Below are 26,368 nucleotides of genomic sequence, written 5' to 3' on the forward strand. Positions count from 1 at the left end.
CCTCCTTGCCCGGACGGGACCGCTGCTACATCTCTTCGCCGAAGCGGTCCGCGACCAGAGCTTCCAGCGCGTCGGCGAGCTTTTCCGCTTCCGGACCGCTGATTTCGACCTCAATAGAGGTTCCCTTGGAAGCTGCCAACATCAAAAGCCCCATGATGCTGTCGCCCGAGGCGGACATCCCGTCGCGGCGGATCTCGGCGCGGGCATCGTGGGATTCGACGACCTCCACCAGCTTGGCCGACGCGCGGGCGTGCAGGCCCTTCTCGTTGGTGATGTCGAGCGTTCGGGTCACGTCACTCACCGAGACACCTCGGGCATCGCGGGAACCTCGAAACTGTCGATATACTTGCGCCCCGCCGCCAGCGCCGACGAAACGGCCTCGGGCACAGCGAGATGGCGCGACTTGGCGAGCTTGATGAGAAGCGGAAGATTGGCGCCATAGACGATCCGGCGGTTGTCGGGATTGCAGGCCAGGAGGCTGAGATTCGAGGGGGAGCCGCCGAACATGTCCGTGGCGACGACCACGCCGTCGCCCGTGTCAACGCTGTCGGCCGCGGCGCAGATCTCGGTCTCCTTGCGCGCGCGGTCATGGTCCGGTTCGATCGAAACGGCGCGGATGCCCGCCTGCTTGCCGACAACATGCTCGACAGCCGCAAGGAATTCCCGCGCCAGTCCTCCATGTGCGACGATCACGATCCCGATCACGCGCTACCCGTCCTCGTTTCAGTCCCCGCGGCGCCCCCCTTGCGCCGTTCCAGCTCCCGATGGCGAGTTGACACCCGCCATCCCTTTTCTGCAAGCGCGACCGACAGTTTTTCCGCGACGACAACGGATCTGTGTTGCCCTCCGGTACACCCAAAGGCGATCGCAAGGTGCGCCTTTCCCTCGTCGAGATAGGCCGGCAGCAGCATCAGCGCCAGATCGCACACCCGCGTGAAGAAATCGTCGAACCGTGAGTCGGCCGCGACGTAGGAGGCCACGCGCGGGTCCGTGCCGTCGAAGGCGCGCAGCTCTTCCTGCCAGTAAGGATTGTCGAGAAAACGCACGTCGAACACCATGTCGACGCCCCGCGGCAGCCCGCGCTTGAAGCTGAACGACTGGATCGACACCGCCAACCCGCCACCCGCCTCGGCGCTTCCCGCGAAGAGCCGCGTCATTTCGCCACGCAGGTCGTGCGGCGTCATCTCGGAGGTGTCCAGCAGGATGTCGGCGCGGGCGCGGATCGGCACCAGCAGGTCGAACTCCTTCGCCACGCCCTGCTCCGGTGTCTCCGCGGGGGCCAGGGGATGGCGCCGCCGCGTCTCGGAATACCGGCGCACCAGCACGTCGGGGCGCGCGTCCAGGAACAGGATCTCGACGGTCAGCCCCGGCCGACGGGCCAGTTCCTCGATCGCCTCGATCAGACCGGCGGTCGAGAAATCGCGGTTGCGCGTATCCAGCCCCAGGGCAAGCGGCCGCGACAGCGGCGGCCCGTCCAGCAGACGAGGCAGCAGGGTCAGCGGCAGGTTGTCGATCGCCTCGAAGCCGAGATCCTCCAGCGCGTTGATCGCCGTCGAACGGCCCGCGCCGGAGGGCCCGGTGACAAGCACCAGCCGGTCTGGTCCGGACGTGTCGACGGCTTCGATCATGGCATGGCATCCGGATTCGTGAGCGTGCCCTCGTTCAGCAGCAACCAGAGCGTATCTTGCAAGTGGGGGACACCGTAGCCCGGCAACAGGGGAAGAGACTGGCCCAGAATGTCGCAGTTTTGCAGCGGCGGCAGCCGTCCGTCCGGCGCCCCATCGAGGTCCACGACGAGCGTGACCGCCGCACGGGTCAGGTACGGCACGCGGATGAGCCCCACGCCCCGCGACTCGACAAGCCCCGCGATCGTCGGCGGGGCCTCGGCCAGCAGGCGCCCCCCCCGCACCTCCAACGCACACCGGTCGTCAGCGACCAGCGCGGCGCCGCGCGCCAGCAGCGCCAGAGCGAGGGTGGACTTTCCGCTGCCGCTGGCACCCCGGATCAGAACCGCGCGGTCGCCCAGCGCGACGCAGGAGGCGTGCAGGACGAGAGAGCCGGGCCGGTCGGTCGCGGTGCCCGGCCCGGCGCTCACACCGGCAACCCGACCACGAAGCGCGCCCCGAGCGGATCCGAGGTCGCGTCGGCTTCGGTCGGGCGGATGTTCTCTGCCCAGACGACGCCGCCATGGGCTTCGACGATCTGCTTCGAGATCGCCAGCCCGAGGCCCGAGTTGTTGCCGAACTGCTTGTCGGGCCGCTGGCTGTAGAACCGGTTGAAGATCTTGCCCAGCGCCTGTTCGGGAATCCCGGGCCCGGTATCCTCGACCACCACGAGCACGCGGTTCTCGCGCATCCGGGCCCAGAGGCGGATCGCGTCGCCGTCCTCGCAGAAGGAAATCGCGTTGGTGATGAGATTCACGAAGACCTGCGCCAGCCGGCTTTCGAGACCGTCGATCACGATCGGCTCGCCCGGAAGGTCGGTGATGAACTCGACGCCCTTCGACTCGGCCTCCTTGCCCAGGTGGTCGGCCAGCGTGCTCAGCATCTGGAGAAGGTTGAACCGGTTCTCTTCCTCTTTCACCAGCTCGGAATCGAGGCGCGAGGCGTTCGAGATGTCGCTGACCAGCCGGTCGAGGCGGCGCACGTCGTGGTCGATCACGTCCAGCAGCTTGTCCCGCTGGTCGTCCCGCTTGACGAAGCGCAGCGAGCCCACGGCCGAGCGGAGCGACGCGAGCGGATTCTTGATCTCGTGGGCGACGTCGGCCGCGAACTGCTCGTTCGCGTCGATCCGGTCGTAAAGCGCGGCCACCATGCCGCGCAGCGCGCCCGACAATCGTCCGATCTCGTCGGGACGGGCGGTGAGGTCGGGGATGCGCACGCGGCTCGGCTTGACGGATTTCGAGCTTCGGTCACGCCCGATCTCGGCCGCCGCGGCGAGGTCGCTCAGCGGGTTCGCGATCGTCGATGCCAGGACCAGGCTCAGTCCGATGGAGACCAGGATGGCGATGACGAACATCCGCAGCACCTGCTCACGCTCGGCCCGCACGAGGCTGTCGATATCGCCGGCGGCCGAAGTCAACGCGACGACACCGACCGGCGCACCGCCCTGCAGGATCGGCGTCGCCACGGCAAAGATTGTCGCCCCGTCGGTGATCAGCCCGGTCTCGACCCGGGTTTCGCCATCCAGGCCGTGCCGCAGCAGCTCGCGGGCCCGTCCTTCCGTCGCCGTGCCGTCCAGCTGGTCACGATGGGGCGCAAGGACATTGGCGAAGACCGACCAGACCCCGTTGAGGAAATCGGTGATCGGGGTCTCCCGCTCGTTGCGGTCGAGACCTTCGATCTCGCGCGCCGGCGTGTCGGTCGAGACGCGCCGCGCCGCCAGCAGCTCTTCGCGCCCGTCGAACACGAAGACCTCGGAACGCGGCGACAGGTCCATCGCGGCCAGCACCCGCTCGGAGGTACGGGCGTCCAGCGTGCCGCCGGTGCCCAGCTGCACCTCGAACACGTCGGCCACCAGTTGCGCCTCGGACACGAGGCCGGCCTCGCGCTGGTAGACGAGGCTGTCGCGGAACGGGTTGAGATACAGGACACCCGCCACCAGCACGACCAGCGCCAGCAGGTTGAAGGTGATGATCTTGCGGGCCAGCGGCGAGCGGTTGATCGGCAGGCCGCCGCGCCGCTCCTGCTTGGCGCGCAGCTCGCGCTCGATCGCGGCGTCCTGGCCGACCCAGTCCTCGCCCAGAACGACATCGGCCTTACGGGCAGGCCGAGCCGCCGTTTGTGGCCCGATACGGGGCGGCGCCGTCATCCGTCACTCTTCGTTATAGCGGTATCCGATACCGTACAGGGTCTCGATCGCCGAGAAGTCGCCGTCGACGCTGCGCATCTTCTTTCGCAGCCGCTTGATATGGCTGTCGATGGTGCGGTCGTCGACATAGACCTGATCGTCATAGGCGACGTCCATAAGCTGATCGCGGCTCTTGACGAAGCCGGGGCGCTGAGCAAGCGCCTGAAGCAGCAGAAACTCGGTGACCGTCAGGGAAACGTCCATCCCCTTCCAGCTGACGGCATGCCGCAGCGGGTCCATCGTCAGTTCGCCGCGCACCATCAACTGGCTCGTCTCGGCCTCGGCCGTCTCGTCGGCGGCCAGCACTTCCTGACGGCGCAGCAGCGCGCGGATGCGTTCCACCAGAAGGCGCTGGCTGAACGGCTTCTTGACGTAGTCGTCCGCGCCCATGCGCAGGCCCAGCACCTCGTCTATCTCGTCGTCCTTCGATGTCAGGAAGATGACCGGCATCGTGGACTTCTGGCGCACCCGCTGAAGCAGGTCCATCCCATCCATGCGCGGCATCTTGATGTCGAACACGGCCATGTCGGGCAGCCGCTTGTTGAACGCCTCCAGCGCCGCCTGTCCATCATTGTAGGTCTCCACCTCGAAGCCTTCCGCTTCGAGCGTCATGGCGACCGATGTCAGAATATTGCGATCGTCGTCGACCAGCGCGATCCTAGACATGCAGAGACATCCTTATCCTGCCCGAATTATTGTCAGCTAGTGCGACATAATCCTTTGTAGCATCAACAGAATCAATCAGTAACCGCGAATCATCGATGCATGTCCGGTCGTTCATCGCGCAATTTAATTGCGCATGGTTTAATTGCCGCAGTTTGGCCGTATTCCGGCAGCCGGATGCCGAGGCGGCGAAATTGGTTGCGCTAACTCCGAATTGGTTGCGCTAACCTTACCCTGCGGCCGGTTCCGACCCTGAAACCCCGTGTTATACCTCCTTGGCGAGATGGCGTGGCCGACGGCGCGCCTTGGCGAAGACGTGCGGTCGCGCATAGATGCGCGCCGAACGGAGGGAGCGAACGACATGACCACCACGGGACGGGTGAACCCCGAACATACACTCGAGACGCAGGGCCTGACCGAGCTCGGCGCGGTTCACTACAACCTGATCGAGCCCGCCCTGGTCGAGCAGGCCCTCGCCCGCGGCGAAGGGGAACTGGGACGCGGCGGCGCGTTCCTCGTGACCACGGGCAAGCACACCGGGCGCTCGCCCAAGGACAAGTTCGTCGTGCGCACTCCCAGCGTCGAGAACGACATCTGGTGGGAGAACAACGCCCCGATGGAGCCGGCGGCGTTCGATGCGCTGAAGGCCGACATGCTGGCGCACATGAAGGGGCGCGAGTACTTCGTTCAGGATCTCTTTGGTGGGGCCGATCCCGCCCACCGTCTCGACGTGCGGCTCGTGACCGAACTGGCGTGGCACGGGCTCTTCATCCGTCACCTGCTGCGCCGCCCGGACCGCGAAGAGCTCGACACCTTCACGCCGGACTTCACGATCATCAACTGCCCGAGCTTCAAGGCTGACCCGGCCAAGCATGGCTGCCGCTCGGACACGGTGATCGCCATCAACATGGACGACAAGACGATCCTGATCGGCGGCACCGAATATGCCGGCGAGAACAAGAAGTCCGTCTTTACCCTTCTGAACTACATCCTGCCCGAGCGCGGCGTGATGCCCATGCACTGCTCGGCCAACCACGCGCCGGGCAACCCGATCGACACGGCGGTGTTCTTCGGCCTGTCGGGCACGGGCAAGACGACGCTCTCGGCCGACCCGGCCCGCGTGCTGATCGGTGACGACGAGCACGGCTGGTCCGAGCGCGGCACCTTCAACTTCGAGGGCGGTTGCTACGCCAAGACCATCTCGCTCAGCCCCGAGGCCGAGCCCGAGATCTTCTCGACGACCGAACGCTTCGCCACGGTCATCGAGAACATGATCTACGACCCCGAGACGAAAGAGCTCGACTTCGAGGATGACAGCCTGACGGCGAACATGCGCTGCGCCTACCCGCTGGACTACATCTCGAACGCCTCGTCGACCGCGCTTGGCGGGCACCCCAAGAACATCATCATGCTGACCTGCGACGCCTTCGGCGTTCTGCCGCCCATCGCGCGGCTGACGCCGGCGCAGGCAATGTATCACTTCCTCTCCGGCTTCACCTCCAAGGTCGCCGGCACCGAGCGCGGTGTGACCGAGCCAGAGCCGACCTTCTCGACCTGCTTCGGCGCGCCGTTCATGCCGCGCCGTCCCGAGGTCTACGGCGAGCTTCTGAAAACCAAGATCGCCAAGCACGGCGCGACCTGCTGGCTGGTGAACACCGGCTGGACCGGCGGCGCCTATGGCGAAGGCAGCCGGATGCCGATCAAGGCGACCCGTGCCCTCCTGGCCGCCGCGCTGGACGGCTCGTTGGAACGGGCGCCGTTCCGCAAGGATCCGAACTTCGGCTTCGAGGTGCCCACCACGGTCAAGGGCGTGGCCGACATCCTGCTGGACCCGCGCCGCACGTGGGAGAACTCGGCCGCCTACGACCGGCAGGCCGAAAAGCTCGTCGCGATGTTCTCGGAAAATTTCGCCCAGTACGAGGCGCATATCGACGACGACGTGCGCGCCGTCGCCATCGGCTGAGCCAAGCGACAGTGTATCCAAGCGCGCCCGCCCTATTGTGGCGGGCGCGTCTCGTTTCAGACCATCAGCCCGCGCCGGACCAGGTTCGCCCCGACGACCACCAGAACGATCAGCGTCAGACGCTTGAACCGTGCTTGGTCCAGCCGGTCCTGGAAGAAGAAGCCGACGCCCATGCCGGTCAGTGCCGGCACGATCATCCCCAGCGCCAGCGGCGCCGTCTCGGCCCGCAGCACACCCGATTGCAGATGCGCCGCCAGCAGCATGATCGCGCCCAGCCCGTAGACGACGCCCTGGATGCGGATCGCCTCGACCTTGGGTGTCTCGAGCGCCGTCAGATACATCACCGTGGGCGGCCCCCAGACCCCCGAGAGCCCGCCGACGAACCCGGCGAAGGCGCCGATCGCAAGCTCGGCCACCCGTCGCTGCGCGGCCGCGATATGCAGCCGCCACCCGGCCAGCTGCGCGATCGAGAACAGCATCACCGGGATGCCGAGGATCAGGAACATCACGCTGGACGGCAAGACACTTATCAGCTGCGCGCTTCCGGCGATGAAGACGAGGATGATCGCGATGTAGCGCCAGTGCGTCCTGGCCGCCGCGACGGCCCCGGCCACGCCGCCGCGCAGGGCCTGCCACACGTTGCTCAGCACCGTCGCAGGGATCAGCGCGGCCAGCGCCAGTTCCGGCGACAGGACCGAGGCGAGCCCCGAGATCATGATCATCGGCATGGCGAAGCCGACGGTTCCCTTGACGAAGCCCGCCACGAAGGTGACGCCCACCGCGAAAGCCAGAACGGCGGTTTCCATGTTCCATCCCTCTTCCCGTGCCGCGACGGTCTAGCGCAGCGGGGAAGCCGCTGCACCCGCCGATTTCAACGCGCCATTATTGTGCGCAAAATTGACCTATGGCGAAATCTTCTTGCGAGGCGGCACTACGGAAGCTAGGTCTTTCGCAACCGCAGAAAGTGGAGGCCCATGATGGCACACGATGGACAGGCCCCGTCGCGCGACACCGAGGACGGCATCCGGCTGGCAGGCATCCTGGAACTGACGGGCGCGGCGCTCGGACCCGTCGACGCACTGCTGGATCGCGCCACGCAAGCCCTGCGCGACCTCGTGGTCGAGGACGGGCGCCCCTCGGGCGCCCGGATCGAGGCCGAGCAGACGGCGGCGCACGGCCTGGCCTGGCTCGCCACCTATGCCCGCGCCCTGCGCCAGATGCACGACTGGGCGCAGCGCTTGGAGACGAGCGGCACCTTCGCCGAGACCGAAGCCCTGATCCTGCAGATCGCGTTCGGCGAGTATCTCGACCAGATCGCCGGCGGCCTGCCGATGAGCCAGGGCGAGATCCTGCGGCCTGCCGACCTCGGGCTGCCGTCCGACGCCGTGCGCGATCTCGACATCGGCGCCTCCGCCACCCTGCGGGCCCACGGCAACACCCAGGCCGCGCGGACCCGGCTGGTCGAGCTGATGCAGGAGCACGCCGCCAACGTCACCGTCGGCAATCCCGGGCTCGACGACGAGATGGAGATGGTGCGCGAGCAGTTCCGCCGCTTCACGCTGGACCGCGTCGCGCCCCACGCGCATGCGTGGCACCTTAAGGATCAGCTGATCCCGATGGACGTGATCGAGGAGATGGCCGAGATGGGCGTCTTCGGCCTGACGATCCCCGAAGAATTTGGCGGCTTCGGACTGTCCAAGACCGCGATGTGCGTCGTTTCCGAGGAATTGTCGCGGGGCTATATCGGGGTCGGATCGCTCGGCACCCGGTCCGAGATCGCCGCCGAGCTGATCCTGGGCGGCGGGACCGAGGCGCAGAAATCGCACTGGCTGCCACGGATCGCCTCGGCCGAGACCCTGCCCACCGCGGTCTTCACCGAACCCAACACCGGCTCGGACCTCGGGTCGCTCCGCACACGGGCGACGCGGAACGGCGAGGACTGGGCGATCACCGGCAACAAGACCTGGATCACACACGCCGCCCGTACGCACCTGATGACGCTTCTCGCGCGGACCGATCCGGAGACGACGGATTACCGCGGGCTGTCGATGTTTCTGGCGGAAAAGACGCCCGGCAGCGACGACGCCCCCTTCCCCGATGACGGTATCTCCGGCGGCGAGATCGAAGTGCTCGGCTATCGCGGGATGAAGGAGTACGAGCTGGCCTTCGACGGCTTCCGCGTGAACGGCGACAGCCTGCTGGGCGGGGCCGAGGGCCAGGGCTTCAAGCAGCTGATGCAGACCTTCGAGAGCGCCCGCATCCAGACCGCCGCCCGCGCGGTCGGCGTCGCGCAATCCGCGCTCGACGTGACCATGCAGTACGCCAAGGACCGCAAGCAGTTCGGCAAGCCGCTGATCGCGTTCCCGCGCGTCTCGGGCAAGCTGGCGATGATGGCGGTCGAGATCATGGTCGCCCGTCAGCTGACCTATGACGCCGCACGGGAAAAGGACGCCGGCGAGCGCTGCGATCTCGAGGCGGGGATGGCCAAGCTTCTGGGCGCGCGCGTCGCCTGGGCAGCGGCGGACAACGGGCTCCAGGTGCACGGCGGCAATGGTTTTGCATTAGAATACGAGATCAGCCGCCTGTTGTGCGACGCACGGATTTTGAACATCTTCGAGGGAGCCGCGGAAATTCAGGCACAGGTGATCGCCCGCCGTCTTCTGGCATGAAACTCGACGGCGCGTGCGGGGTTGGGCGTCCAGAAGGCGGGCACAGGTCACGACCCGCCTGTCAGCACCTGAATCCCAGGATTCAGCCAAGGGGTTCTGTAAATGGCGCACTCCGTCCTCGTTACCGGAGCGACCGGCTTCATTGCGAAGCACATCGTTCTCAAGCTGCTCGACCGTGGGCACACCGTGGTGGCCTCTGCCCGCTCGAAGCGGCGCGAGGGTGAACTGCGCGCCGCGCTCGGTCCAAACCTGACCGACCAGAACGCGCTGGAGCGGCTGCACGTGGTTGCGCTCGACCTCGACAAGGACGAGGGCTGGGACGCGGCGATGCAGGACGTGGACGTGCTGATACACACCGCTTCGCCCTTTCCGATGGCCCAGCCCGAGGAAGAGTCCCTCGTCGTCCGGCCTGCCGTCGACGGCACCCTGCGCGCGCTCGGCGCGGCCCACCGGGCCGGCGTGAAGCGGACGATCCTCACCTCGTCCTCGGTGGCGGTGATGAACACCAGCCTGTCCGACGGCCGCCCCGCCTATGACGAGACGGATTGGAGCGACACCGACGACCCCCGCGCCACGCCCTACGTGAAGTCGAAGACGCTGGCAGAACGGGCGGCGTGGGACTTTGTCGAGACGGAAGCGGCAGAGATGCAGCTGACGACCATCAACCCCGCGCTGGTCGTCGGCGCGCCGCTCGACGGGAATTTCGGCACGTCGGTTCAGCTCATCCAGCGCATCCTCAACCACCAGGATCCGATCCAGCCGCCCCTGGGCTTTCCCTGTGTCGACGTGCGCGACGTGGCCGAGATGCACGTCCGGGCGATGGAGCGCGTGGAGACGGCCGGGCGGCGCTACATCGCCGCGGCAGAATTCCTGTGGCTGCGCGAGATGGCCGAACAGCTCAAGGCGACTTTTCCCGACCGGAAGATCGCGACGCGCGAGGCGCCATCCTGGCTGGTGAGGATCCTCGCGCGGGTCGACCGCACGATCGCCGCGGTGGCGCCGAACCTCGACCGCCGCGACGAGGTGTCGAACGCGCGGGCGCGCGACGAGATGGGCATGACCTTCGCCGATCCGCGCGAAAGCGTCGTGGCCTGCGCCCGCTTCCTGATCGAGAACGGCCTCGTGAAATGAGGGGTGCGGCCCTCGCACTGCTGGCTCTCGCCGCGTGCGCCGGGGACGAGACGGTGTCGCGCTTCGCGGACGGCGCAGCCACCTACCGCCTGTCGGAGATCGACGGGGCCAGCTTTCCCGCCCGCGCCACGATCCGCTTTGCCGAGGCGGGACGCGTCAGCGGCACCGGGCCCTGCAACAGCTTCACCGCCCCGCAGATCGTGCCGTACCCGTGGATCGAGATCGGCCCGATCGCCGCGACCCGCCGGGCCCGCCCCGCGCTGGAGGCCAAGCGGCGCTATTTCGCGGCGCTGCGCGAGATGACCCTGGCCGAGGTGGCCGAGGGGACCCTGATCCTGTCGACACCCGAGGGGCGCGAGATGGTGTTTCAGGCCGACTGACGCGCAAGCAGCGCCACGAACCGGGCCCGCGCGGCTGGCACGGGGCGGTCGCCCAACGCCGGCGCAAGCCGCGTGTCCAGGAAGTGCCCGATCAGGCGGAACCCCTGCACCAGTTCCTCGGGCGTCGCGGGTCCCTGCCCCAGCAGCGCCGGCGGCAGCGGCAGCAGGCGGGACGCCCAGTCGCCAGCCCCGTCGCGACTGACCGCCCGCCCCGTCCGCGGCGAGACATAGGCGAGATCCTCGCGGCTGCCGGTCGCGGCGCAGCGTGTCAGGTCGAGCCCGAAGCCCAACTCGTCCAGCAGTTCCATTTCCCACCTGAGATAGGCCAGCGCCCAGTCGTCTGCGCCGAGGTGGTCCGCCAGCGCCACGGTGCGCGCGTAGAGCGCCGGCACCGGCTCTCTCTCGGGCAGGGAGAAGGCTGCGAGCGACAGCATCGCCGACAGTCCAGCCAACGCGAACCGGTCCCCGAGCGCCGCCGCGGCGCGGCTCTTGACCGGCTCGAGCGTGAAGGTCCCGATGTGGTCTTCGAGCCGCGCCCTCCAGGTGAGGTCCAGCTGCGCGCCGGGTTGCAGCACCGCAGCCATTCGCCGCCCGCCACCGCCGCGCACCACACCCGCGTGACGGCCGTGCGCCAGCGTCAGCACCTCGATGATCGCCGAGGTCTCGCCGTGGGGTCGTTGGCTCAGAAGGATGCCCTGATCGCGCCATTCCATGCCGCGACTATCCGGCCCCGCGTGGCGGCGGGCAAGAGGTGGCAGGATCAGTCGTCGAGCTCGTCCTGGTGGCGGCACTCCAGCAGCACGGCAAGGAACAGCAACGCGAAGGCGATGGCGCTGTAGACGGACATCGCCGCGAAGCCGGGCACGCTCAGCGGCGAGGTCGGATCGAAGGAATGTCCGAAGAGGATGCTCAGGGTCGCCGCCATCCCGAACATTGCGCCGAGGAAGGCATACTCGTACCGCTCTCCGCGCCGGGCCAGCAGCGCGTAGATGCAGATCGCCGCCAGGATGAGGCCGAAGGACGTTCCCACGGACATCCGGTCCTTGGTTACGAAGGCGACGGTCACGTCCTGGGCCAGCACTTTCATCGCAAAGGGCGCCAGCAACGACAGCAGCGCCACGAGCGCGACCAGAATGGTGCTCCATCTTGCGGCGGTGCGTATGTCAGGGGACCCGGCACTGACCGCCAGAAGCGCGACCGAAAGACACATGAAGCTCGCGGCCGTGGCCGGCATCATCGCGTGGAACTCGGGGCGGAAGCGCACCAGCGTGTCGATATGAAGGCCCCAGCCACCAATGAGGACCGCCGCCGTCAGGGCCGCGCAGATCAGCGCAACGAGCTGTGCGGCAACGGAACGGCCTGAACGGGGAACATCAGGTGGCATCGGCACGCGTGTCCTTCCACTGAGGCCGGAGGCGCGGCGATTCGCAACTCTCGGTGTCCACGACTTTACGCGAGAACAACCGCAAACAGAGCGTCTTTTGACACCCTCGCAAAAGCTTCCGCCGCGTCGATCAGTCCGCGAGGCCGGGCTCGTCCAGCAGGTGCCGGCCTTCCTTGTCCTCGACCTCGATGACCCAGAGGTCCGGATCGAAGCCGCGCTGCCGCCCGATCGAGTCGTCGACGGCCGCCTCGTCGCCCTCGCTCAGGACCATCCAGCACCGCTCGCCCGTCTGCAGGTCGAACCCCCGCTGGAACGCGCGAGCCTGTCCGTCGAGTGTGTTCAGCTTGACCAGAACGGCGCCCGAGGTGGCATCGCCCCGCGCGGTGACGAAGGCCGGGATATCCGCCAGCCGCAGCCGCGCAAGGTAGGCCTTGACCCAGAACTCGGCCGCGAGACGCGCCATCCCGCCCGGCCCTAGTCCGGCGTGTCGAAGTCGAGGCCCATCTCGCGATAGCGCTCGGCCTCGTCCAGCCAGCCGGGCCGCACCTTCACCTGGAGGAAGAGGTGCACCTTGCGCCCTAGGAACTCTTCAAGCTCCAGCCGCGCCGCGCGGCTGACGGCCTTCGCCGTCTCGCCGCCACGGCCCAGAACGATGCCCTTGTGGCCATCGCGGGCGACATAGACCACCTGGTCGATCCGGGCGGAGCCGTCCTTGCGTTCCTCCCAGGTCTCGGTCTCGACCGTCAGCTGGTAAGGCAGCTCCTGGTGCAGTCGCAGTGTCAGCTTCTCGCGGGTGATCTCGGCGGCGATCTGGCGCATCGGCAGATCGGCGATCTGATCCTCGGGATACAGCCACGGCTCCTCGGGCAGCCCCTCGGCAAGCCAGGTGCGCAGGTCGTCCACACCGCTCCCCTTCTCGGCCGAGATCAGAAAGGTGTGCTCGAAGGCGAAGCGGTCGTTCAGCTCCTGCGTCAGCGCCAGCAGCCTGGGCGCCGCCACGCGGTCGATCTTGTTGATCGCCAGCGCCACCGTGCGGCCCTTGGTGACGTCGGGCAGCAGGTCGAGGATCTCGCTCACGCCCTCGGTGATGCCGCGATGCGCCTCGACCAGCAGCACGACGATGTCGGCATCCGCCGCACCGCCCCAGGCCGCCGCGACCATCGACCGGTCCAGCCGGCGGCGCGGCTTGAAGATTCCGGGCGTGTCGACGAAGACGATCTGCGACTGCCCTTCCAGCGCCACGCCCCGGATGCGGGAGCGGGTCGTCTGGACCTTGTGCGTCACGATCGACACCTTGGCGCCGACCATCCGGTTCAACAGCGTCGACTTGCCCGCGTTGGGCTCGCCGATCAGGGCAACGAAGCCCGCGCGGGTCGGTGTCTCAGCCACGTTCCGTCTCCACCTTGGTTAGCAGCGCTTCGGCCGCCGCCTGTTCGGCGGCCCGTTTGGACGAGGCCTCTGCCCGCGCCGTCTGTCCGGATTGCAGGGTCACCTCGATGGTGAAGACCGGGGCATGGTCTGGACCGGTCCGCGCCACCTCGGCATAGACCGGCGGCGGTTGCCTGCGGGCCTGGGCCCACTCCTGCAACGCCGTCTTGGGATCGCGCGAATCCGCCTCGACCGTTTCGATCCGGTCGCCCCAGAGCCGCAAGATCACTGCCTCGGCAGCCTCGAACCCGGAATCGAGATAGACGGCGGCGATCACCGCCTCCATCCCGTCGCCCAGCAATGCCTCTTTCCGCCGGCCGCCCGACATCCGTTCGGACCGGCCCAGCCGCAAGACCTCGCCCAGCCCGATCTCGCGGGCGATGGCCGCGCAGGTTTCCTTGCGCACCAGCGCGTTGTAGCGCGGCGCGAGCTGGCCCTCGGTCGCCTCGGGATCGGCCCGCAGCAGCGCCTCGGCCATCACGAGCCCCAGCACCCGGTCGCCCAGGAACTCGAGCCGCTGGTTGTCGGGGCGCGACGGACCAGAGATCGACCCGTGGGTCAACGCCTGGCTCAGAAGGTCGGGACGCGCGAAGTCGTGGCCGATGCGCGCGGCGAAATCCCGGATCTCGGTCGCGACCTTCACTCGATCCCCACAAAGAAGCGGTCGGGCCGCCAGGTCCAGAAGAACAGCATCGACCGGCCCGCGGACGAGAACATCACCCGGTCGGCGCGGCCGATCAGGTTCTCGAAGGGCACGAAGCCGACGCCCATCGCGTTCTGGCTGACGCGGCTGTCGGTGGAATTGTCGCGGTTGTCGCCCATGAAGAAATACTGGCCCTCGGGCACGGAATAGACGGGCGTGTTGTCCAGCCGCGAGGTCCGGATGTTCAGGATGTTGTGCTCGACACCGTTGGGCAGCGTCTCGACGAAGCGCGACTTGATGCAATCGCCGCCCAGCCCGACACCCTGGTTCTCGCATTGCGGCAGGTTGCCCGACGGGCCCTGCTTCTCGAACTCTTCGATGAACTCGCCGTCGGGCCGCTGCGGGGCCTCTTCGCCGTTGATGTAGAGCACGCCGTCGCGCACCTGGATCTCGTCTCCCGGCAGACCGATCAGCCGCTTGATGAAGTCGGTGCCGGCGACCGGGTGGCGGAACACGACGACATCACCACGCTCGGGCTGCGAGCCGAGCCAGCGGTCGTTGATGAAGGTGCACAGGCCGAACGGGCAGGAATACTGCGAATAGCCGTAGGCCATCTTGTTCACGAACAGGAAATCGCCGACCAGCAGCGTGTCCTTCATCGAGCCCGAGGGGATCCAGAACGGCTGGAAGAACAGCGTACGGAACACGCCCGCGATCAGCAGCGCATAGACCACCGTCTTGACCGTTTCGAGGATTCCGCCCTTGGTTTCGGCCTTGTCCGCCATGCGCTTGCCGCCCTGCCTGCTTTTGCCCACCGGCGTCTGATGAGCGGCGGGGCGCGCGGAGTCAAGCGAATGGCCCCCGCCCCGGCCGCACCGTTACCGGTTCCAGAGCGCGCGTCACTCCCGCCGCGGCAGCGCCTCGATGACGACGAAGGCCTGCGCCCACGGATGGTCGTCCGTCAGGGTGACGTGGATGATCGCCTCGTGATCCGGCGGCGTCATCTCGACCAGCCGGTCGGCCGCCCAACCGGTCACCTGCATCACCGGCTGGCCGGTGGCGAGGTTCGTCACCGCCATGTCCTTCCAGGCGATGCCCATGCGCAGACCGGTGCCCAGGGCCTTGGAACAAGCCTCTTTCGCGGCCCAACGCTTGGCGTAGGTGCCCGGCGTGTCCGCGCGGCGTTCGGCCTTGCGCTGTTCGATGTCGGTGAAGACGCGGTTGCGGAACCGATCGCCGAAACGCTCGAGCGTGCCGGCGATCCGGTCGATGTTGGCAAGGTCGGTTCCGATCCCGAGGATCATGGCGTCACCGCCGGACCCGGCCGCGACGGGATCAGCGCGCCAGCCGCCGCCCCAGCACCATCGCCCAGTAGGGGCGTCCGTCCGCACCCACGACCAGGGCCGAGCCGACCTCGGAGCCCTTGGCGTTCAGCAGGTTCTTGCGGTGCCCGGCCGAGTTCATCCAGGCCTTGACGATCGCGCGGGGCGAGCGCTGTCCGAAGCCGATGTTCTCGGCGATCCAGGCGAACGAATAGCCCTGCGCGCGGGCGCGGTCCGACACCTTGGACCCGCGCGGGCCGCGATGGGTCAGCGATTGCCGCTGCGCGATGTGGCAGGCCTGGGCTTGCGCGGCGGCGCTGAGTTCGCGGTTCGGCGCCAGCGCGGGAAGCCCGCGCGCCTGCCGTTCGGCATTGGAATACTGCAGGATGGCCTGCTTGATCTGGGCCGCGTTCTCGGGCGCCCGGCAGGGCGCCGCAACCGCGGCGCCGGCCGTGCCGACCAGGACGACAAGGGACAAGACGTGCGCGAGTCGCATGACGGGTGATAATCCTCTCAAGCCAGTTCATGTTCGCGCTGAAGTAGAAATGAGGCATGAAGAGGACAATCTGAGAGTTTAATTCGGGCAGCTGGCGGCGATCAGCCGCGCGCAACGTCCATCAGTCGGCGCATTTCCGCGATCGAGGCGTCGAGACCGCGGAAAATCGCCTCTCCGATCAGGAAGTGACCGATGTTCAGCTCGCGCACTTGGGGCAGCGCCGCGATGGGACCGACGCTGTCGTAGGTCAGACCATGACCGGCATGCACCTCGAGCCCGAGCTCGTGCGCATAGGCCGCCATGTCGGTGAGGCGCGCCAGTTCCGAGTCGCGGTCGTCCCACCGCTCTTCGGCCCAGGCGTCGCAATAGGCACCGGTGTGCAGCTCGATCACCGCGGCGCCGATCCGGTGCGCGGCCTCGATCTGGGGGCGGTCGGCGGCGATGAAGATCGACACGCGGCACCCGGCATCGCGCAGCGGGGCGATGAAGTGCGCCAGCCGGTTCTCATCCCGCGCGACTTCCAGCCCGCCCTCGGTCGTCCGCTCTTCGCGGCGCTCGGGGACGAGGCAGACGGCGTGCGGCACGTGGCGAAGCGCGATCGCCTGCATTTCCTCCGTGGCCGCCATCTCGAGGTTCAGCGGCAGGGACAGGGTATCCATCAAAGCCTGTATATCGGCGTCCGAGATGTGCCGCCTGTCCTCGCGCAGATGGGCGGTGATCCCATCGGCGCCGGCCTTTTCGGCCATGTCGGCGGCCCGCACCGGGTCGGGCACGGCACCGCCTCGGGCGTTCCGCACCGTCGCCACGTGGTCGATGTTCACACCAAGTCGCAGTCGCTCGCTTGTCGGGGTCACGCCGCCGGCCTCCTTACCTGTTGCGCCGTCCGTCTTAGTCGGCTTTGGCGCCGGCGTCAGCCTTCGCGGCCTGGGATTTGGCCATCCTCTTGGCAAAGCTCGCCTTCATCCGCTTGATCCGCGCCTTTTGGTAGGCCGAGATCAGCGGGCGCGAGGCGGCATAGGCGGCGATGGCGCAGACGAGGCCCGGGATCAGGCCGCCGACAAGGTAGGGCAGGAACAGGTCCGAGAAGAACTCGGACAGCTGGTACCAATGCGGCTCGGCCGAGGTGAAGATGGCGTGGAAGTTGGCCCAGATCTCTTGCGAGGCCTGGCTGAACGCCGATAGCACCCGGCTGAGCGGAAGCGCCTCTTCGCGGCCGAGAATGAAGTTGCCGAGATCGACGGACAGGGCCGCAATGATCGGGAAGGTGATCGGGTTGCCAAAGAACGTGGCCAGCAGCGCGGCGACGATGTTGCCCCGCATCGCCCAGGCCAGGCTGGCCGAGATCAGGAAGTGCAGGCCGAAGAACGGGGTGAAGCTGGTAAACACGCCCGCGGCGATCCCCCGGCTGATCTTGTAGGCCGGATCGGGCAGACGACGGAGACGATAGAGAACGTACTGACCCGCACGGCGCCATCCGCCGCGCGGATAGACGAAATCCGCTGCGATCTGCAGATAGGATCTCGGTGCACGCCGTTTGAAAACCACGTCTCCAGAGTCTCCCTTCCGTCAGGCCCCGACGGCCACCTTGCTGTGCCTTTCGAGCGTCGCCACGTCACTGTCCGCCTCGAGAGCGAGCATCACCGCGTGCATATGCTCCACGTCACGCAGATCTACGTCGATTATGAGCCGATAAAAGTCCGGCTTCCGGTCAAGGAAGCGCAAATCGGAAATATTTGCCTTCTGCTCACCGATCGCTGTGCAGATACGCCCGAGAACCCCTGCGTCGTTCGATATCGTAAGATCCAGACTAACGGTATGGACCGATGGGTGAATACCCGATTGCCAGCGGAGATCCACCCACCGATCGGGCTGGGCCTCGAACTCGGCGAGCGCCGGACAGTCGATCGCATGGACCACCACGCCCTTGCCGCGCTCGGTGATGCCTACGATGCGCTCGCCCGGTACCGGCTGGCAGCAATTGCCGCGGGTAAAGCTCTGTCCCGGCCCGAGACCGACCACGGCCCGCGCGGCGTCGATCTCTTCGCCCGGCCGCGCCGCGAGTTCGGGATACAGCGTCTCGACCACCTTCCGGGCGGTCAGCTCGGCCGCGCCCAGCTGCGCCAGCAACTCGTCCGCGCCCTTGAGCCCGAGCTGCCGCGCGGCCGTGCTGAGCGCCTTGTTGGTGACGCGCTTGCCGACGTGATCGAAGGCCACGCGCGCAAGTTCGTGCCCCAGCTTGATGAACCGCTCGCGATCCTCTTCCCGAAGGCTGCGCTTGATCGCCGCCTTGGCGCGGCCCGTGGCGACGATGTCGATCCACGTTGCCTGCGGTCTCTGACCCTCGGCCGTCATGATCTCGGCCGACTGGCCGTTCTTGAGACGGGTCCAGAGCGGCACGCGGATCCCGTCGACCTTGGCGCCCACGCAGGAATCGCCGATGCGGGTGTGGATCGCATAGGCGAAATCCAGCGGCGTCGCGCCCTTGGGCAGCTTCACCACGTCGCCCTTCGGCGTGAAGCAGAACACCTGGTCGGTGTACATCTCGAGCTTCACGGCCTCGAGGAACTCGTCGTGATCCTCGGCGGCGTCGAAGCGTTCGGTCAGCGTCGCGATCCATTTCGCCGGATCCACGGCGAACCGGTTCTCCGCCGGCACACCATCGCGGTAGGACCAGTGCGCGGCCACGCCGGTCTCGGCGACCTCGTGCATCTCGCGCGTGCGAATCTGTATCTCGACCCGCTTGCCGTCGCGGCCAGAGACGGTCGTGTGGATCGACCGGTAGCCGTTCGATTTCGGCTGGCTGATATAGTCCTTGAACCGCCCCGGCACCGCCCGCCAGCGCTGGTGGATCGCACCGAGCGTCGCGTAGCAGTCCGGTTCCGACTCGCAGATGATGCGAAAGCCGTAGATGTCGGACAGACGGGAAAAGCCCTGCTGCTTTTCCTCCATCTTGCGCCAGATCGAATAGGGCTTCTTCGCCCGGCCGAACACGTCGGCCTCGATCCCGGCCTGTTCCAGCTCGTACCGGATGTCGCCGGTGATCTTGTGGATCACGTCGCCGGTTTCGCGCTGAAGCATGATGAACCGGCGGATGATCGACTCGCGGCCCTTCGGGTTCAGCACCTTGAAGGCGAGATCCTCGAGCTCTTCGCGCATCCACTGCATGCCCATCCGGCCGGCCAGCGGCGCGAAGATGTCCATCGTCTCACGCGCCTTCTGGGCCTGCTTCTCGGACTTCATCGACCGGATCGTGCGCATGTTGTGCAGACGGTCGGCGAGCTTGACGAGGATGACCCGCAGATCGCGGCTCATCGCCATGAACAGCTTGCGGAAGTTCTCGGCCTGCTTCGTTTCGAACGAATTGAGCTGCAGGTTCGTCAGTTTGGTGACGCCATCCACAAGTTCGGCGATCTCGCCGCCGAACCGGCTCTCGATCTCGGAATAGGTGGACTTGGTATCCTCGATCGTGTCGTGCAGCAGCGCCGTCACGATCGTGGAATCGTCCAGCTGCATCTCCGTCAGGATGGCGGCCACGCTGACGGGATGCGTAAAATACGGCTCGCCCGAGTGGCGGTACTGGCCCTCGTGCATCTCGGCGCCGTAGGCATAGGCGCTGCGGATCAGCGCCTCGTCCGTCTTGGGGTTGTACAGGCGGACCAGGTCGATCAGGTCGTCGCAATCGATCATGGTCGGTCCGCCAAGGGGCGTTAAGGTCGTCGTGGCTTCAGCCCTGCTGACCTTGAGCTTCCATCAGGGCGCGCAACAGCTTCTCCTCGGACATGTCGTCCTCGGCCGGCTTGTCGCTCTCCTGCCCCATGAGCAGCGCCATCGCGTCCTCTTCGGGCTCGTCGACCTCGATCTGGGTCTGGTAGCTCTCGATCATCCGCTCGCGCAGCTCGTCGGCCTGCTGCGTTTCTTCGGCGATCTCCCGAAGGCTGACGACGGGGTTCTTGTCGTTGTCGCGGTCGACCGACAGCGGCGAGCCCGACGTGATCTCGCGCGCACGATGCGCGGCGAGCAGCACAAGCTCGAAGCGGTTCGGGACCTTGTCGACGCAATCTTCTACCGTCACGCGGGCCATATGAATCTCCAATCGGTCGGTAAGGTTTGCCTTCTAACGATCACCAAGAGCCTTGACAAGGCGAAACCACCATGGGTTACAGCCGCGTGATGCCGGCCCGCGCCTCTTCAGGCAGCGCCTCGCACATCTCGCGCACCGTCACGTCCAGCAGCGGATGCCGCCAGTCCGGCGCCACGTCCGCCAGCGGCACCAGCACGAAGCCGCGCTCCTGCAGGCGGGGATGCGGCAGGATCAGTTGCTCCGGCGTCGCGCGCGTCTGCTCTGCCAGCGGCAGGTCGATCCACTGGCGCACCGTGACGGCATCGGGACAGACCCGCTCCCCGACCGCCAGAAGGTCGAGGTCCAGCGTCCGGCTGCCCCAGCGCTCGACCCGCTCGCGGGAGAAGGCCGATTCGACACGGTGCAGCCGCGAAAGGACCTCCGACGCCGCGTCGGGGCCACAGAACACAGCCGCGGCGTTCACATAATCGGGACCGGCGCCCGGCGGAAAGCACGGCGTCCGGTAGAGCGGACTGGCCGCCACGAGCCGAAAGTCCTCGTCGGCAAGGCTCTCAACCGCTGCGCGAATTGTTGCCGAGGGCGTTTCATCCGCTCTGGGCAGGTTCGCCCCGAGAGCGACGAGGATTTCGGGACAGTCAGATACCCGAAAGGATACTTGCGCTACCATATATACGCCTTAGATATTCGAGTCCTTGGACGGTTTCGCACCACTCACTCACCACTCACGGAAGACCGGCCCGGGTTGATTAGGAGATATCATTTTCATGTTCTACCGTGACGAGCGGCTCGCGCTCTTCATTGATGGGTCGAATCTCTACGCCGCCGCCAAGGCGCTCGGCTTTGATATCGACTACAAGCTGCTCCGCCAGGAATTTATGCGCCGGGGCAAGCTGCTGCGCGCGTTCTATTACACCGCCCTGCTGGAGAACGACGAATACTCGCCGATCAGGCCCCTCGTCGACTGGCTGCACTACAACGGCTTTTCCATGGTCACCAAGCCGGCCAAGGAATACACCGACAGCCAGGGCCGGCGTAAGGTGAAGGGCAACATGGACATCGAGCTCACCGTCGATGCCATGGAACTCGCCCCCAAGGTCGATCACATCGTACTGTTCTCGGGCGACGGCGATTTCCGCCCGCTGGTCGAGTCGCTGCAGCGGACCGGGGTCCGCGTCTCGGTCGTCTCGACCATCCGCAGCCAGCCCCCGATGATCGCCGACGAGCTTCGCCGGCAGGCCGACAACTTCATCGAGCTCAATGAGCTGAAAGAAGTCATCGGCCGTCCCCCGCGCGACCGGGGCGGCGAAGAAGAGCGCAGCGAACGGCGCGACCAGGCCGCCGAATAGGCGCCGCGACGACAGCAGCTGACCGGTGACCGGAGCGCCCTCGCTTATCGGTCTGTTTCTTGCTGCGCTCGGCGCGGCCACGATCCTGCCGTTCCAGTCCGAGGTCGTCTTTGCCGCGCTCCAGGCCGCGGGCCGCGCGCCCGTCTGGCTGCTCGTGGTCGTTGCCAGCGTCGGCAACACGATCGGATCGGTGATCACCTATCTCATGGGCCGCGGGATCGAGCGGTTCCGCCATCGCCGCTGGTTCCCCTTCACCGAACGCCAGATCGACCGCGCCCAGACATGGTACCGGCGCTGGGGCCTCTGGTCGCTCTTGCTGACATGGGCCCCGTTCGGCGACGCCATCGCGCTCGCCGCCGGCCTCCTGCGCACCCCTCCGGGCATCTTCGTGCTGCTCGTCGCCATCGCCAAGACCGGTCGCTACATCGTGCTGGCGCTGATCACCGCAGGCCTGATCGGCTGAGCCGTCACTGGACGTACGGGCCTGCAATGGCTACGTGTCCCCAAGGATAAGACCGAAGGAAGTCCGATGCCGGAATCCCGCCCGCCCCTCACCATGCTCCTCGCCGCGCCGCGCGGCTTCTGCGCCGGCGTGGATCGCGCGATCAAGATAGTCGAGATGGCGCTCGAGAAATGGGGCGCCCCCGTCTACGTGCGCCACGAGATCGTGCACAACCGCTACGTCGTCGACGGCCTGCGCGACAAGGGCGCCGTCTTCGTCGAGGAACTGGACGAATGTCCGCCCGACCGCCCGGTGATCTTCTCCGCCCACGGCGTGCCCAAGGCGGTCCCCGCCAAGGCGGCCGAGCGCGAGATGGTCTATGTCGACGCCACCTGCCCGCTGGTCTCCAAGGTCCATATCGAGGCCGCGCGCCACCACGAGAACGGCCTCCAGATGGTGATGATCGGCCATGCGGGCCACCCCGAGACGCTCGGCACGATGGGCCAGCTGCCCGACGGCGAGGTTCTGCTGGTCGAGACGCCCGAGGATGTCGCCGGGCTCGAGGTGCGCGACCCCGAGAAACTCGCCTTCATCACCCAGACAACCCTGTCGATCGACGACACCGTGCACATCGTCGACGCGCTCAGACGGCGCTTCCCGTCGATCATCGGCCCGCACAAGGAAGACATCTGCTACGCCACCACCAACCGGCAGGAAGCGGTCAAGGCGATGGCCCCCCGCGCCGACGCGATGCTGGTGATCGGCGCCCCGAACTCGTCGAATTCCAAACGCCTGGTCGAGGTCGGCGCCAATGCCGGCTGCCGCTACTCCCAATTGGTCCAGCGCGCCGCGGACATCGACTGGCGCGCGCTCGAAGGGATTCGCACGATCGGCCTGACGGCCGGCGCCAGCGCACCCGAGGTGCTGGTGAACGAGGTGATCGACGCCTTCCGCGAGCGTTACGACGTCACCGTCGAGACGATCGAGACCGCGACCGAGGATGTCGAGTTCAAGGTGCCCCGCGTCCTGCGGGAGCCGGCATGACCGGCGCCGACCTGCGCCCGGCCCCCGGGACGTGCCCGTGAACCGTATCCCCGCCGCCGCTCTCGGGCTCGGCCTTGCAGGCCTCATCCCCTTCCTCTGGGGCGCCCTGACGCTCGTCCTGCCGGCTCTGGGGCAATGGGGGATGTCGACGCTCGGGCCGCGTTTCGTCGGGCCCTATGTCCAGCTCGCCTACGGCTCCGTGATCCTCGCCTTCATGTCGGGCGTGCTCTGGGGCTTCGCGACCAAGACCGACGGCCCCGTGGCCGCCACGGGCTACGCCCTCTCGGTCATCCCGGCGCTCTGGGCGTTCCTCTTCACCGGCGGCGGCCCCGTCTCCGCCGCCATGTATCTGATGATCGGCTTCGTCGGGGTCCTCGGCCTCGACTGGCTGTTCTGGAAACAGGGCCTGGCACCGGCCTGGTGGATGCAGCTCCGCGTGCTGCTCACCATGGTGGTCGTCGCCTGCCTTGCCGTGGGAGTGCTCTGATGACCGACCTTCTGGCCTTCACCGATGGCGCCTGCTCGGGCAATCCCGGCCCCGGCGGCTGGGGCGTGCTCCTGCAGGCCAAGGACGGCGACACAGTGGTGAAGGAACGCGAGCTTTCCGGGGGCGAGGCCGCGACCACCAACAACCGCATGGAGCTGCTCGCCGCGATCAATGCGCTCGAATCGCTCCAGCGCGCCTCCCGCGTCACCGTCGTAACCGACAGCGCCTACGTGAAGAACGGCGTCACCGGCTGGATCCACGGCTGGAAGCGCAACGGCTGGAAGACCTCCCAGAAGAAACCGGTCAAGAACGAGGAACTCTGGCGACGCCTCGACTCGGCCCAGCAACGCCACGACGTGACCTGGGAATGGATCAAGGGCCATGCCGGCCACCCCGAGAACGAACGCGCCGACGCGCTGGCCCGCGCAGGGATGGCCCCGTTCAAGCCCTCGCGCGAAAAGCGCGATGCCTGACATTCACCTGTCCTGAAATATCCTGGGGGAGTCGCCGCAGGCGACGGGGGCAGCGCCCCCGACGCGCCGCGCCGGCGGCGCCGGACATCGCGTGCGCCGCAGGCGCGCCGTTAGGTCAGCCCAGGCGGTCGGGCAGCCCGCTGCCGCGCAGGAACTCACCGGCCCCCATCACGCGCTTGCCGGGCCGCTGCGCCTCCAGCACCTCGACCGCGCCTTCCCCGCACGCCACGGAGAACCCGTCGAGCACGGCGCCCGGCGCGCCGTTGCCCGCGCCCACGCGGGAGCGAAGCAGCTTCACCCGCACGCCGTCGATCTCGCACCAGGCGCCGGGAAAGGGCGACAGGGCGCGGATCAGCCGGTCGATCTCGACCGCCGGCCGTGTCCAGTCGATCCGCGATTCCGCCTTGTCGATCTTCGCGGCATAGGTGACGCCCGCGTCGGGCTGCGGCTCGGCGGTCAGCGCGTCGATCCGCGACAGGGCCAGCACGACCAGCTGGGCGCCCATCCCGGACAGCCGGTCATGCAGGTCGCCGGTGGTGTCCTCAGACCCGATCGGCGTCGTCTGGCGCAGGTAGACCGGCCCGGTGTCCAACCCCGGCTCCATCGCCATGATGCAGACGCCGGTCTCGATGTCCCCGGCCAGAACCGCTCGCTGGATCGGCGCCGCACCCCGCCAGCGGGGCAGCAGGGAGGCATGGATGTTCAAACAGCCATGGGCCGGCGCGTCCAGGATCGCCTTCGGCAGGATCAGGCCATAGGCCACGACGACCGCCGCATCGGCCTGCAGCGCCGCGAAGGCCTCCTGTTCGTCCCGCCCCTTCAGCGACACCGGATGGCGCACCTCGAGCCCGAGCGCCTCGGCCCGCGCCTGCACGGGCGACGGTCGGGGCTTCTTGCCGCGGCCCGCGGGACGCGGCGGCTGGCAATAGACGGCCGCGATGTCATGGCCGGCCTCGACCAGCGCGTCCAGCACCGGCACCGAAAACTCCGGCGTTCCCATGAAGACCAGCCTCATCGCGCCCCCTTCTGCGCCCGTTTCAGCAGCATCCCGCGTTTCGTGCGGCTCAGGCGGTCAAAATACATCCGGCCGTCGAGATGGTCGATCTGGTGCTGCGCGCTCGTGGCCCAGAGCCCGACGAAGTCACGCTCCTCGCTCTCCCCGTCGGCGTTGAGGAACCGCACCGTCACCGCGCGCGGCCGGGTGATCGTGGCGGACACGCCGGGCAGGTTGGGCGACGCCTCGTCGTGCTCGCGCGGCTGCACGCTGGCATGCAGGATCTCCGGATTGGCCATCCGCACCACCTGTCCGCGCGCCTCGCTCGCGTCGACCACGGCCAGGCACAGCATTACTCCGATCTGCGGGCCGGCCAGCCCGACGCCGGGCATCGCCTCCATCGTGTCGATCATGTCCTGCCAATGCGCGCGGATCTCGTCGGTGACGGCGTCGACCGGTGCGGCGGCGGTCCGCAAGCGCCTGTCCGGCCAAGGCAGGCAGCGCCTGACCGTCATTCCGTTCCGGGGACGAAATACGCCGAGACGAGGTCCAGGCGCGCGGCCTGCGAGACGCGATCCAGTGTCAGGATACCGTTCAGGTGGTCGATCTCGTGCTGCGCGCAGATCGCCTCGAACCCTTCGAGCCGCGCGCGGTGCGTTTCGCCGTCGAGACCGATCCACCGCACGTCCAGCTCCGTCGGACGTGTCACCTCGGCCTCGATCCCGGGGAGCGACAGGCACGCCTCGGGCCCGGCAGCCGTGCCGTCCGAAACCCATTCGACGACCGGATCGATCATCACCCACGGGTCGGCGGGGCCGTCCTTCCAGCCCATGTCCATCACGAACATCCGGGCCATCACGCCCACCTGCGGCGCGGCAAGTCCCCGCCCCGGCGCGGCGTACATCGTCTCGAGCATCGCGTCGGCCAGTTCGGCGACGACCGGAGACGTCCGACCGAGAGGCGCGCTGGCCACGGACAGCCGGGGATCCGGCCACTTGAGGATCGTCATTACCGCCATCAGGCGCGGGCCTTCTCGCGTTTCAACTTCACCATCTTGCGGGTGATCATCTGCCGCCGCAATGGCTTGAGGTAGTCGATGAACAGCTTTCCGTCGAGGTGGTCGATCTCGTGCTGCACGCAGGTGGACCAGAGACCGTCGAACCGCTCGGTCCGCTCGGTCCAGTCCAGGTCGCGCCAGCGCACCTCGACCTCGGCCGGGCGTTCGACCTCGCCGTATTGCTCGGGGACCGACAGGCAGCCCTCCTCGTAGGTGCTGCGCTCGTCCGAGCTCCAGGTGACCTCGGGATTGATCAGCACCATCGGGCGGGCCGGCTCGCTCTCATCCTTGACGCAATCCATCACCAGCAGTCGCCGCAGCACGCCGACCTGCGGCGCGGCCAGGCCGATGCCGGGCGCGTCATACATCGTCTCCAGCATGTCGTCCGCAAGCTTGCGCAACTCGGGCGTCACCGTCTCGACGGGGCTCGCCGGCTTCTTCAGGCGCGGATCGGGGTGGATAATGATGTCGCGTAGGGCCATGAGCCAGCATGTAGGCAAAAGGAGCCGCTCCCGC

The 26,368-nt window shown here is 67.4% G+C and carries 33 protein-coding genes; 9 read left to right on the forward strand and 24 right to left on the reverse strand.

Features of this window, described 5'->3' with window-relative positions; genetic code table 11:
- Positions 1-25: 25 nt before the first annotated feature.
- Genes BMZ25_RS09225 through BMZ25_RS09250 form a run of 6 tightly spaced genes read right to left on the reverse strand, consistent with a single transcriptional unit; the run spans position 26 to position 4,515 of the window.
- Complete coding sequence (locus BMZ25_RS09225; RefSeq protein ID WP_092692539.1) at positions 26-301, reverse strand: HPr family phosphocarrier protein; 276 nt, start codon at positions 299-301, stop codon at positions 26-28.
- Positions 298-705, reverse strand: a complete 408-nt coding sequence (locus tag BMZ25_RS09230) for a PTS sugar transporter subunit IIA (RefSeq protein ID WP_092692544.1) — start codon at positions 703-705, stop codon at positions 298-300. The genes BMZ25_RS09225 and BMZ25_RS09230 overlap by 4 nt, the downstream gene beginning before the upstream one ends.
- A complete protein-coding gene (gene rapZ, locus BMZ25_RS09235) occupies positions 702-1,628 on the reverse strand; it encodes an RNase adapter RapZ (protein WP_092692547.1) in 927 nt (308 codons plus the stop codon). The genes BMZ25_RS09230 and rapZ overlap by 4 nt, the downstream gene beginning before the upstream one ends.
- Complete coding sequence (locus BMZ25_RS09240; RefSeq protein ID WP_177190431.1) at positions 1,625-2,095, reverse strand: HPr kinase/phosphorylase; 471 nt, start codon at positions 2,093-2,095, stop codon at positions 1,625-1,627. The genes rapZ and BMZ25_RS09240 overlap by 4 nt, the downstream gene beginning before the upstream one ends.
- Positions 2,092-3,810, reverse strand: coding sequence for a sensor histidine kinase (locus BMZ25_RS09245; protein WP_092692559.1), 1,719 nt, complete (start codon positions 3,808-3,810; stop codon positions 2,092-2,094). Before BMZ25_RS09245 ends, BMZ25_RS09240 begins: the two co-directional genes overlap by 4 nt.
- 3 nt (positions 3,811-3,813) lie before the next feature.
- Positions 3,814-4,515, reverse strand: a complete 702-nt coding sequence (locus tag BMZ25_RS09250) for a response regulator transcription factor (protein WP_092692562.1) — start codon at positions 4,513-4,515, stop codon at positions 3,814-3,816.
- A 358-nt stretch (positions 4,516-4,873) separates the two neighbouring features.
- On the opposite strand from BMZ25_RS09250, the gene BMZ25_RS09255 reads away from it, so the two are divergent.
- The gene (locus BMZ25_RS09255) at positions 4,874-6,475 is read left to right on the forward strand and encodes a phosphoenolpyruvate carboxykinase (RefSeq protein WP_092692565.1); all 1,602 of its coding nucleotides are present in this window, start codon (positions 4,874-4,876) and stop codon (positions 6,473-6,475) included.
- Positions 6,476-6,531: 56 nt separating this feature from the next.
- Here BMZ25_RS09255 and BMZ25_RS09260 read toward each other — a convergent pair whose 3' ends face one another.
- Positions 6,532-7,281 (reverse strand): sulfite exporter TauE/SafE family protein, encoded by a 750-nt coding sequence (locus BMZ25_RS09260; RefSeq protein WP_092692567.1) that lies wholly within the window; start codon positions 7,279-7,281, stop codon positions 6,532-6,534.
- 171 nt (positions 7,282-7,452) lie between these two features.
- Between BMZ25_RS09260 and BMZ25_RS09265 the strand changes: the two genes are divergently transcribed.
- The 3 genes from BMZ25_RS09265 to BMZ25_RS09275 all read left to right on the forward strand — a co-directional run bounded on the left by BMZ25_RS09265 (position 7,453) and on the right by BMZ25_RS09275 (position 10,655).
- Positions 7,453-9,144: an acyl-CoA dehydrogenase family protein gene (locus BMZ25_RS09265; protein ID WP_092693462.1), complete on the forward strand. Its 1,692-nt coding sequence runs from the start codon at positions 7,453-7,455 to the stop codon at positions 9,142-9,144.
- 102 nt (positions 9,145-9,246) lie between these two features.
- Positions 9,247-10,275, forward strand: coding sequence for an SDR family oxidoreductase (locus BMZ25_RS09270; protein ID WP_092692569.1), 1,029 nt, complete (start codon positions 9,247-9,249; stop codon positions 10,273-10,275).
- A complete protein-coding gene (locus BMZ25_RS09275; protein WP_092692575.1) occupies positions 10,272-10,655 on the forward strand; it encodes an META domain-containing protein in 384 nt (127 codons plus the stop codon). Before BMZ25_RS09270 ends, BMZ25_RS09275 begins: the two co-directional genes overlap by 4 nt.
- On the opposite strand, the gene recO is transcribed toward BMZ25_RS09275, so the two are convergent.
- The 13 genes from recO to folK form a co-directional block, all read right to left on the reverse strand.
- Positions 10,643-11,368: a DNA repair protein RecO gene (recO, locus tag BMZ25_RS09280; RefSeq protein WP_092692581.1), complete on the reverse strand. Its 726-nt coding sequence runs from the start codon at positions 11,366-11,368 to the stop codon at positions 10,643-10,645. The genes BMZ25_RS09275 and recO overlap by 13 nt on opposite strands.
- 47 nt (positions 11,369-11,415) lie before the next feature.
- Positions 11,416-12,039 carry a hypothetical protein gene (locus BMZ25_RS09285; RefSeq protein ID WP_092692586.1) on the reverse strand — a complete coding sequence of 208 codons (624 nt, stop codon included), beginning with the start codon at positions 12,037-12,039 and terminating at the stop codon, positions 11,416-11,418.
- Positions 12,040-12,169: 130 nt separating this feature from the next.
- Complete coding sequence (locus BMZ25_RS09290) at positions 12,170-12,502, reverse strand: DUF1491 family protein (RefSeq protein ID WP_092692590.1); 333 nt, start codon at positions 12,500-12,502, stop codon at positions 12,170-12,172.
- An 11-nt stretch (positions 12,503-12,513) separates the two neighbouring features.
- Positions 12,514-13,428, reverse strand: coding sequence for a GTPase Era (gene era, locus BMZ25_RS09295; RefSeq protein ID WP_092692593.1), 915 nt, complete (start codon positions 13,426-13,428; stop codon positions 12,514-12,516).
- Positions 13,421-14,110 carry a ribonuclease III gene (gene rnc / locus BMZ25_RS09300; protein WP_092692596.1) on the reverse strand — a complete coding sequence of 230 codons (690 nt, stop codon included), beginning with the start codon at positions 14,108-14,110 and terminating at the stop codon, positions 13,421-13,423. The genes era and rnc overlap by 8 nt, the downstream gene beginning before the upstream one ends.
- The gene (lepB, locus tag BMZ25_RS09305; RefSeq protein WP_092692599.1) at positions 14,107-14,895 is read right to left on the reverse strand and encodes a signal peptidase I; all 789 of its coding nucleotides are present in this window, start codon (positions 14,893-14,895) and stop codon (positions 14,107-14,109) included. The genes rnc and lepB overlap by 4 nt, the downstream gene beginning before the upstream one ends.
- A gap of 114 nt (positions 14,896-15,009) precedes the next feature.
- Positions 15,010-15,414 (reverse strand): holo-ACP synthase, encoded by a 405-nt coding sequence (acpS, locus tag BMZ25_RS09310; RefSeq protein ID WP_092692602.1) that lies wholly within the window; start codon positions 15,412-15,414, stop codon positions 15,010-15,012.
- 31 nt (positions 15,415-15,445) lie between these two features.
- Positions 15,446-15,928, reverse strand: a complete 483-nt coding sequence (locus tag BMZ25_RS09315) for a CAP domain-containing protein (protein ID WP_092692605.1) — start codon at positions 15,926-15,928, stop codon at positions 15,446-15,448.
- A 101-nt stretch (positions 15,929-16,029) separates the two neighbouring features.
- Positions 16,030-16,782 carry a pyridoxine 5'-phosphate synthase gene (locus tag BMZ25_RS09320; RefSeq protein ID WP_092692607.1) on the reverse strand — a complete coding sequence of 251 codons (753 nt, stop codon included), beginning with the start codon at positions 16,780-16,782 and terminating at the stop codon, positions 16,030-16,032.
- A 34-nt stretch (positions 16,783-16,816) separates the two neighbouring features.
- Entirely contained in the window at positions 16,817-17,473 is a 657-nt protein-coding gene (locus tag BMZ25_RS09325; protein WP_092692609.1) for a DUF2062 domain-containing protein, read from the reverse strand.
- 21 nt (positions 17,474-17,494) lie between these two features.
- Positions 17,495-19,615, reverse strand: coding sequence for a RelA/SpoT family protein (locus BMZ25_RS09330; protein WP_092692612.1), 2,121 nt, complete (start codon positions 19,613-19,615; stop codon positions 17,495-17,497).
- Positions 19,616-19,652: 37 nt separating this feature from the next.
- Complete coding sequence (gene rpoZ / locus BMZ25_RS09335) at positions 19,653-20,009, reverse strand: DNA-directed RNA polymerase subunit omega (protein ID WP_092692615.1); 357 nt, start codon at positions 20,007-20,009, stop codon at positions 19,653-19,655.
- A gap of 76 nt (positions 20,010-20,085) precedes the next feature.
- Positions 20,086-20,676: a 2-amino-4-hydroxy-6-hydroxymethyldihydropteridine diphosphokinase gene (folK, locus tag BMZ25_RS09340; protein WP_092692618.1), complete on the reverse strand. Its 591-nt coding sequence runs from the start codon at positions 20,674-20,676 to the stop codon at positions 20,086-20,088.
- Between the two features lie 97 nt (positions 20,677-20,773).
- Here folK and BMZ25_RS09345 point away from each other — a divergent pair, with 97 nt between their 5' ends.
- The 5 genes from BMZ25_RS09345 (at position 20,774) to rnhA (ending at position 23,801) form a co-directional block, all read left to right on the forward strand.
- Positions 20,774-21,355 (forward strand): LabA-like NYN domain-containing protein, encoded by a 582-nt coding sequence (locus BMZ25_RS09345; RefSeq protein WP_092692622.1) that lies wholly within the window; start codon positions 20,774-20,776, stop codon positions 21,353-21,355.
- Positions 21,356-21,380: 25 nt separating this feature from the next.
- Entirely contained in the window at positions 21,381-21,818 is a 438-nt protein-coding gene (locus BMZ25_RS09350; RefSeq protein ID WP_092692625.1) for a YqaA family protein, read from the forward strand.
- Positions 21,819-21,884: 66 nt separating this feature from the next.
- Positions 21,885-22,841 (forward strand): 4-hydroxy-3-methylbut-2-enyl diphosphate reductase, encoded by a 957-nt coding sequence (ispH, locus tag BMZ25_RS09355; protein WP_092692630.1) that lies wholly within the window; start codon positions 21,885-21,887, stop codon positions 22,839-22,841.
- Between the two features lie 37 nt (positions 22,842-22,878).
- Positions 22,879-23,328: a DUF3429 domain-containing protein gene (locus BMZ25_RS09360; protein WP_092692635.1), complete on the forward strand. Its 450-nt coding sequence runs from the start codon at positions 22,879-22,881 to the stop codon at positions 23,326-23,328.
- On the forward strand, positions 23,328-23,801 hold the full coding sequence (gene rnhA / locus BMZ25_RS09365) for a ribonuclease HI (protein ID WP_092692637.1): 474 nt from the start codon (positions 23,328-23,330) through the stop codon (positions 23,799-23,801). Before BMZ25_RS09360 ends, rnhA begins: the two co-directional genes overlap by 1 nt.
- 115 nt (positions 23,802-23,916) lie before the next feature.
- Here the strand turns inward: rnhA and fmt are convergent, their stop codons facing one another.
- From fmt to def (BMZ25_RS09385), 4 genes are read right to left on the reverse strand one after another with little or no spacing between them, the layout of a single operon-like run.
- Complete coding sequence (gene fmt / locus BMZ25_RS09370; RefSeq protein WP_092692640.1) at positions 23,917-24,816, reverse strand: methionyl-tRNA formyltransferase; 900 nt, start codon at positions 24,814-24,816, stop codon at positions 23,917-23,919.
- Entirely contained in the window at positions 24,813-25,310 is a 498-nt protein-coding gene (def, locus tag BMZ25_RS09375; protein WP_092692645.1) for a peptide deformylase, read from the reverse strand. Before def (BMZ25_RS09375) ends, fmt begins: the two co-directional genes overlap by 4 nt.
- Positions 25,307-25,813 (reverse strand): peptide deformylase, encoded by a 507-nt coding sequence (def, locus tag BMZ25_RS09380; protein ID WP_092692647.1) that lies wholly within the window; start codon positions 25,811-25,813, stop codon positions 25,307-25,309. Before def (BMZ25_RS09380) ends, def (BMZ25_RS09375) begins: the two co-directional genes overlap by 4 nt.
- Positions 25,813-26,334 carry a peptide deformylase gene (def, locus tag BMZ25_RS09385; protein WP_092692650.1) on the reverse strand — a complete coding sequence of 174 codons (522 nt, stop codon included), beginning with the start codon at positions 26,332-26,334 and terminating at the stop codon, positions 25,813-25,815. Before def (BMZ25_RS09385) ends, def (BMZ25_RS09380) begins: the two co-directional genes overlap by 1 nt.
- Positions 26,335-26,368 lie beyond the last annotated feature (34 nt).

This window comes from Tranquillimonas rosea, assembly GCF_900111315.1.
Classification (GTDB): Bacteria; Pseudomonadota; Alphaproteobacteria; order Rhodobacterales; family Rhodobacteraceae; genus Tranquillimonas; species Tranquillimonas rosea.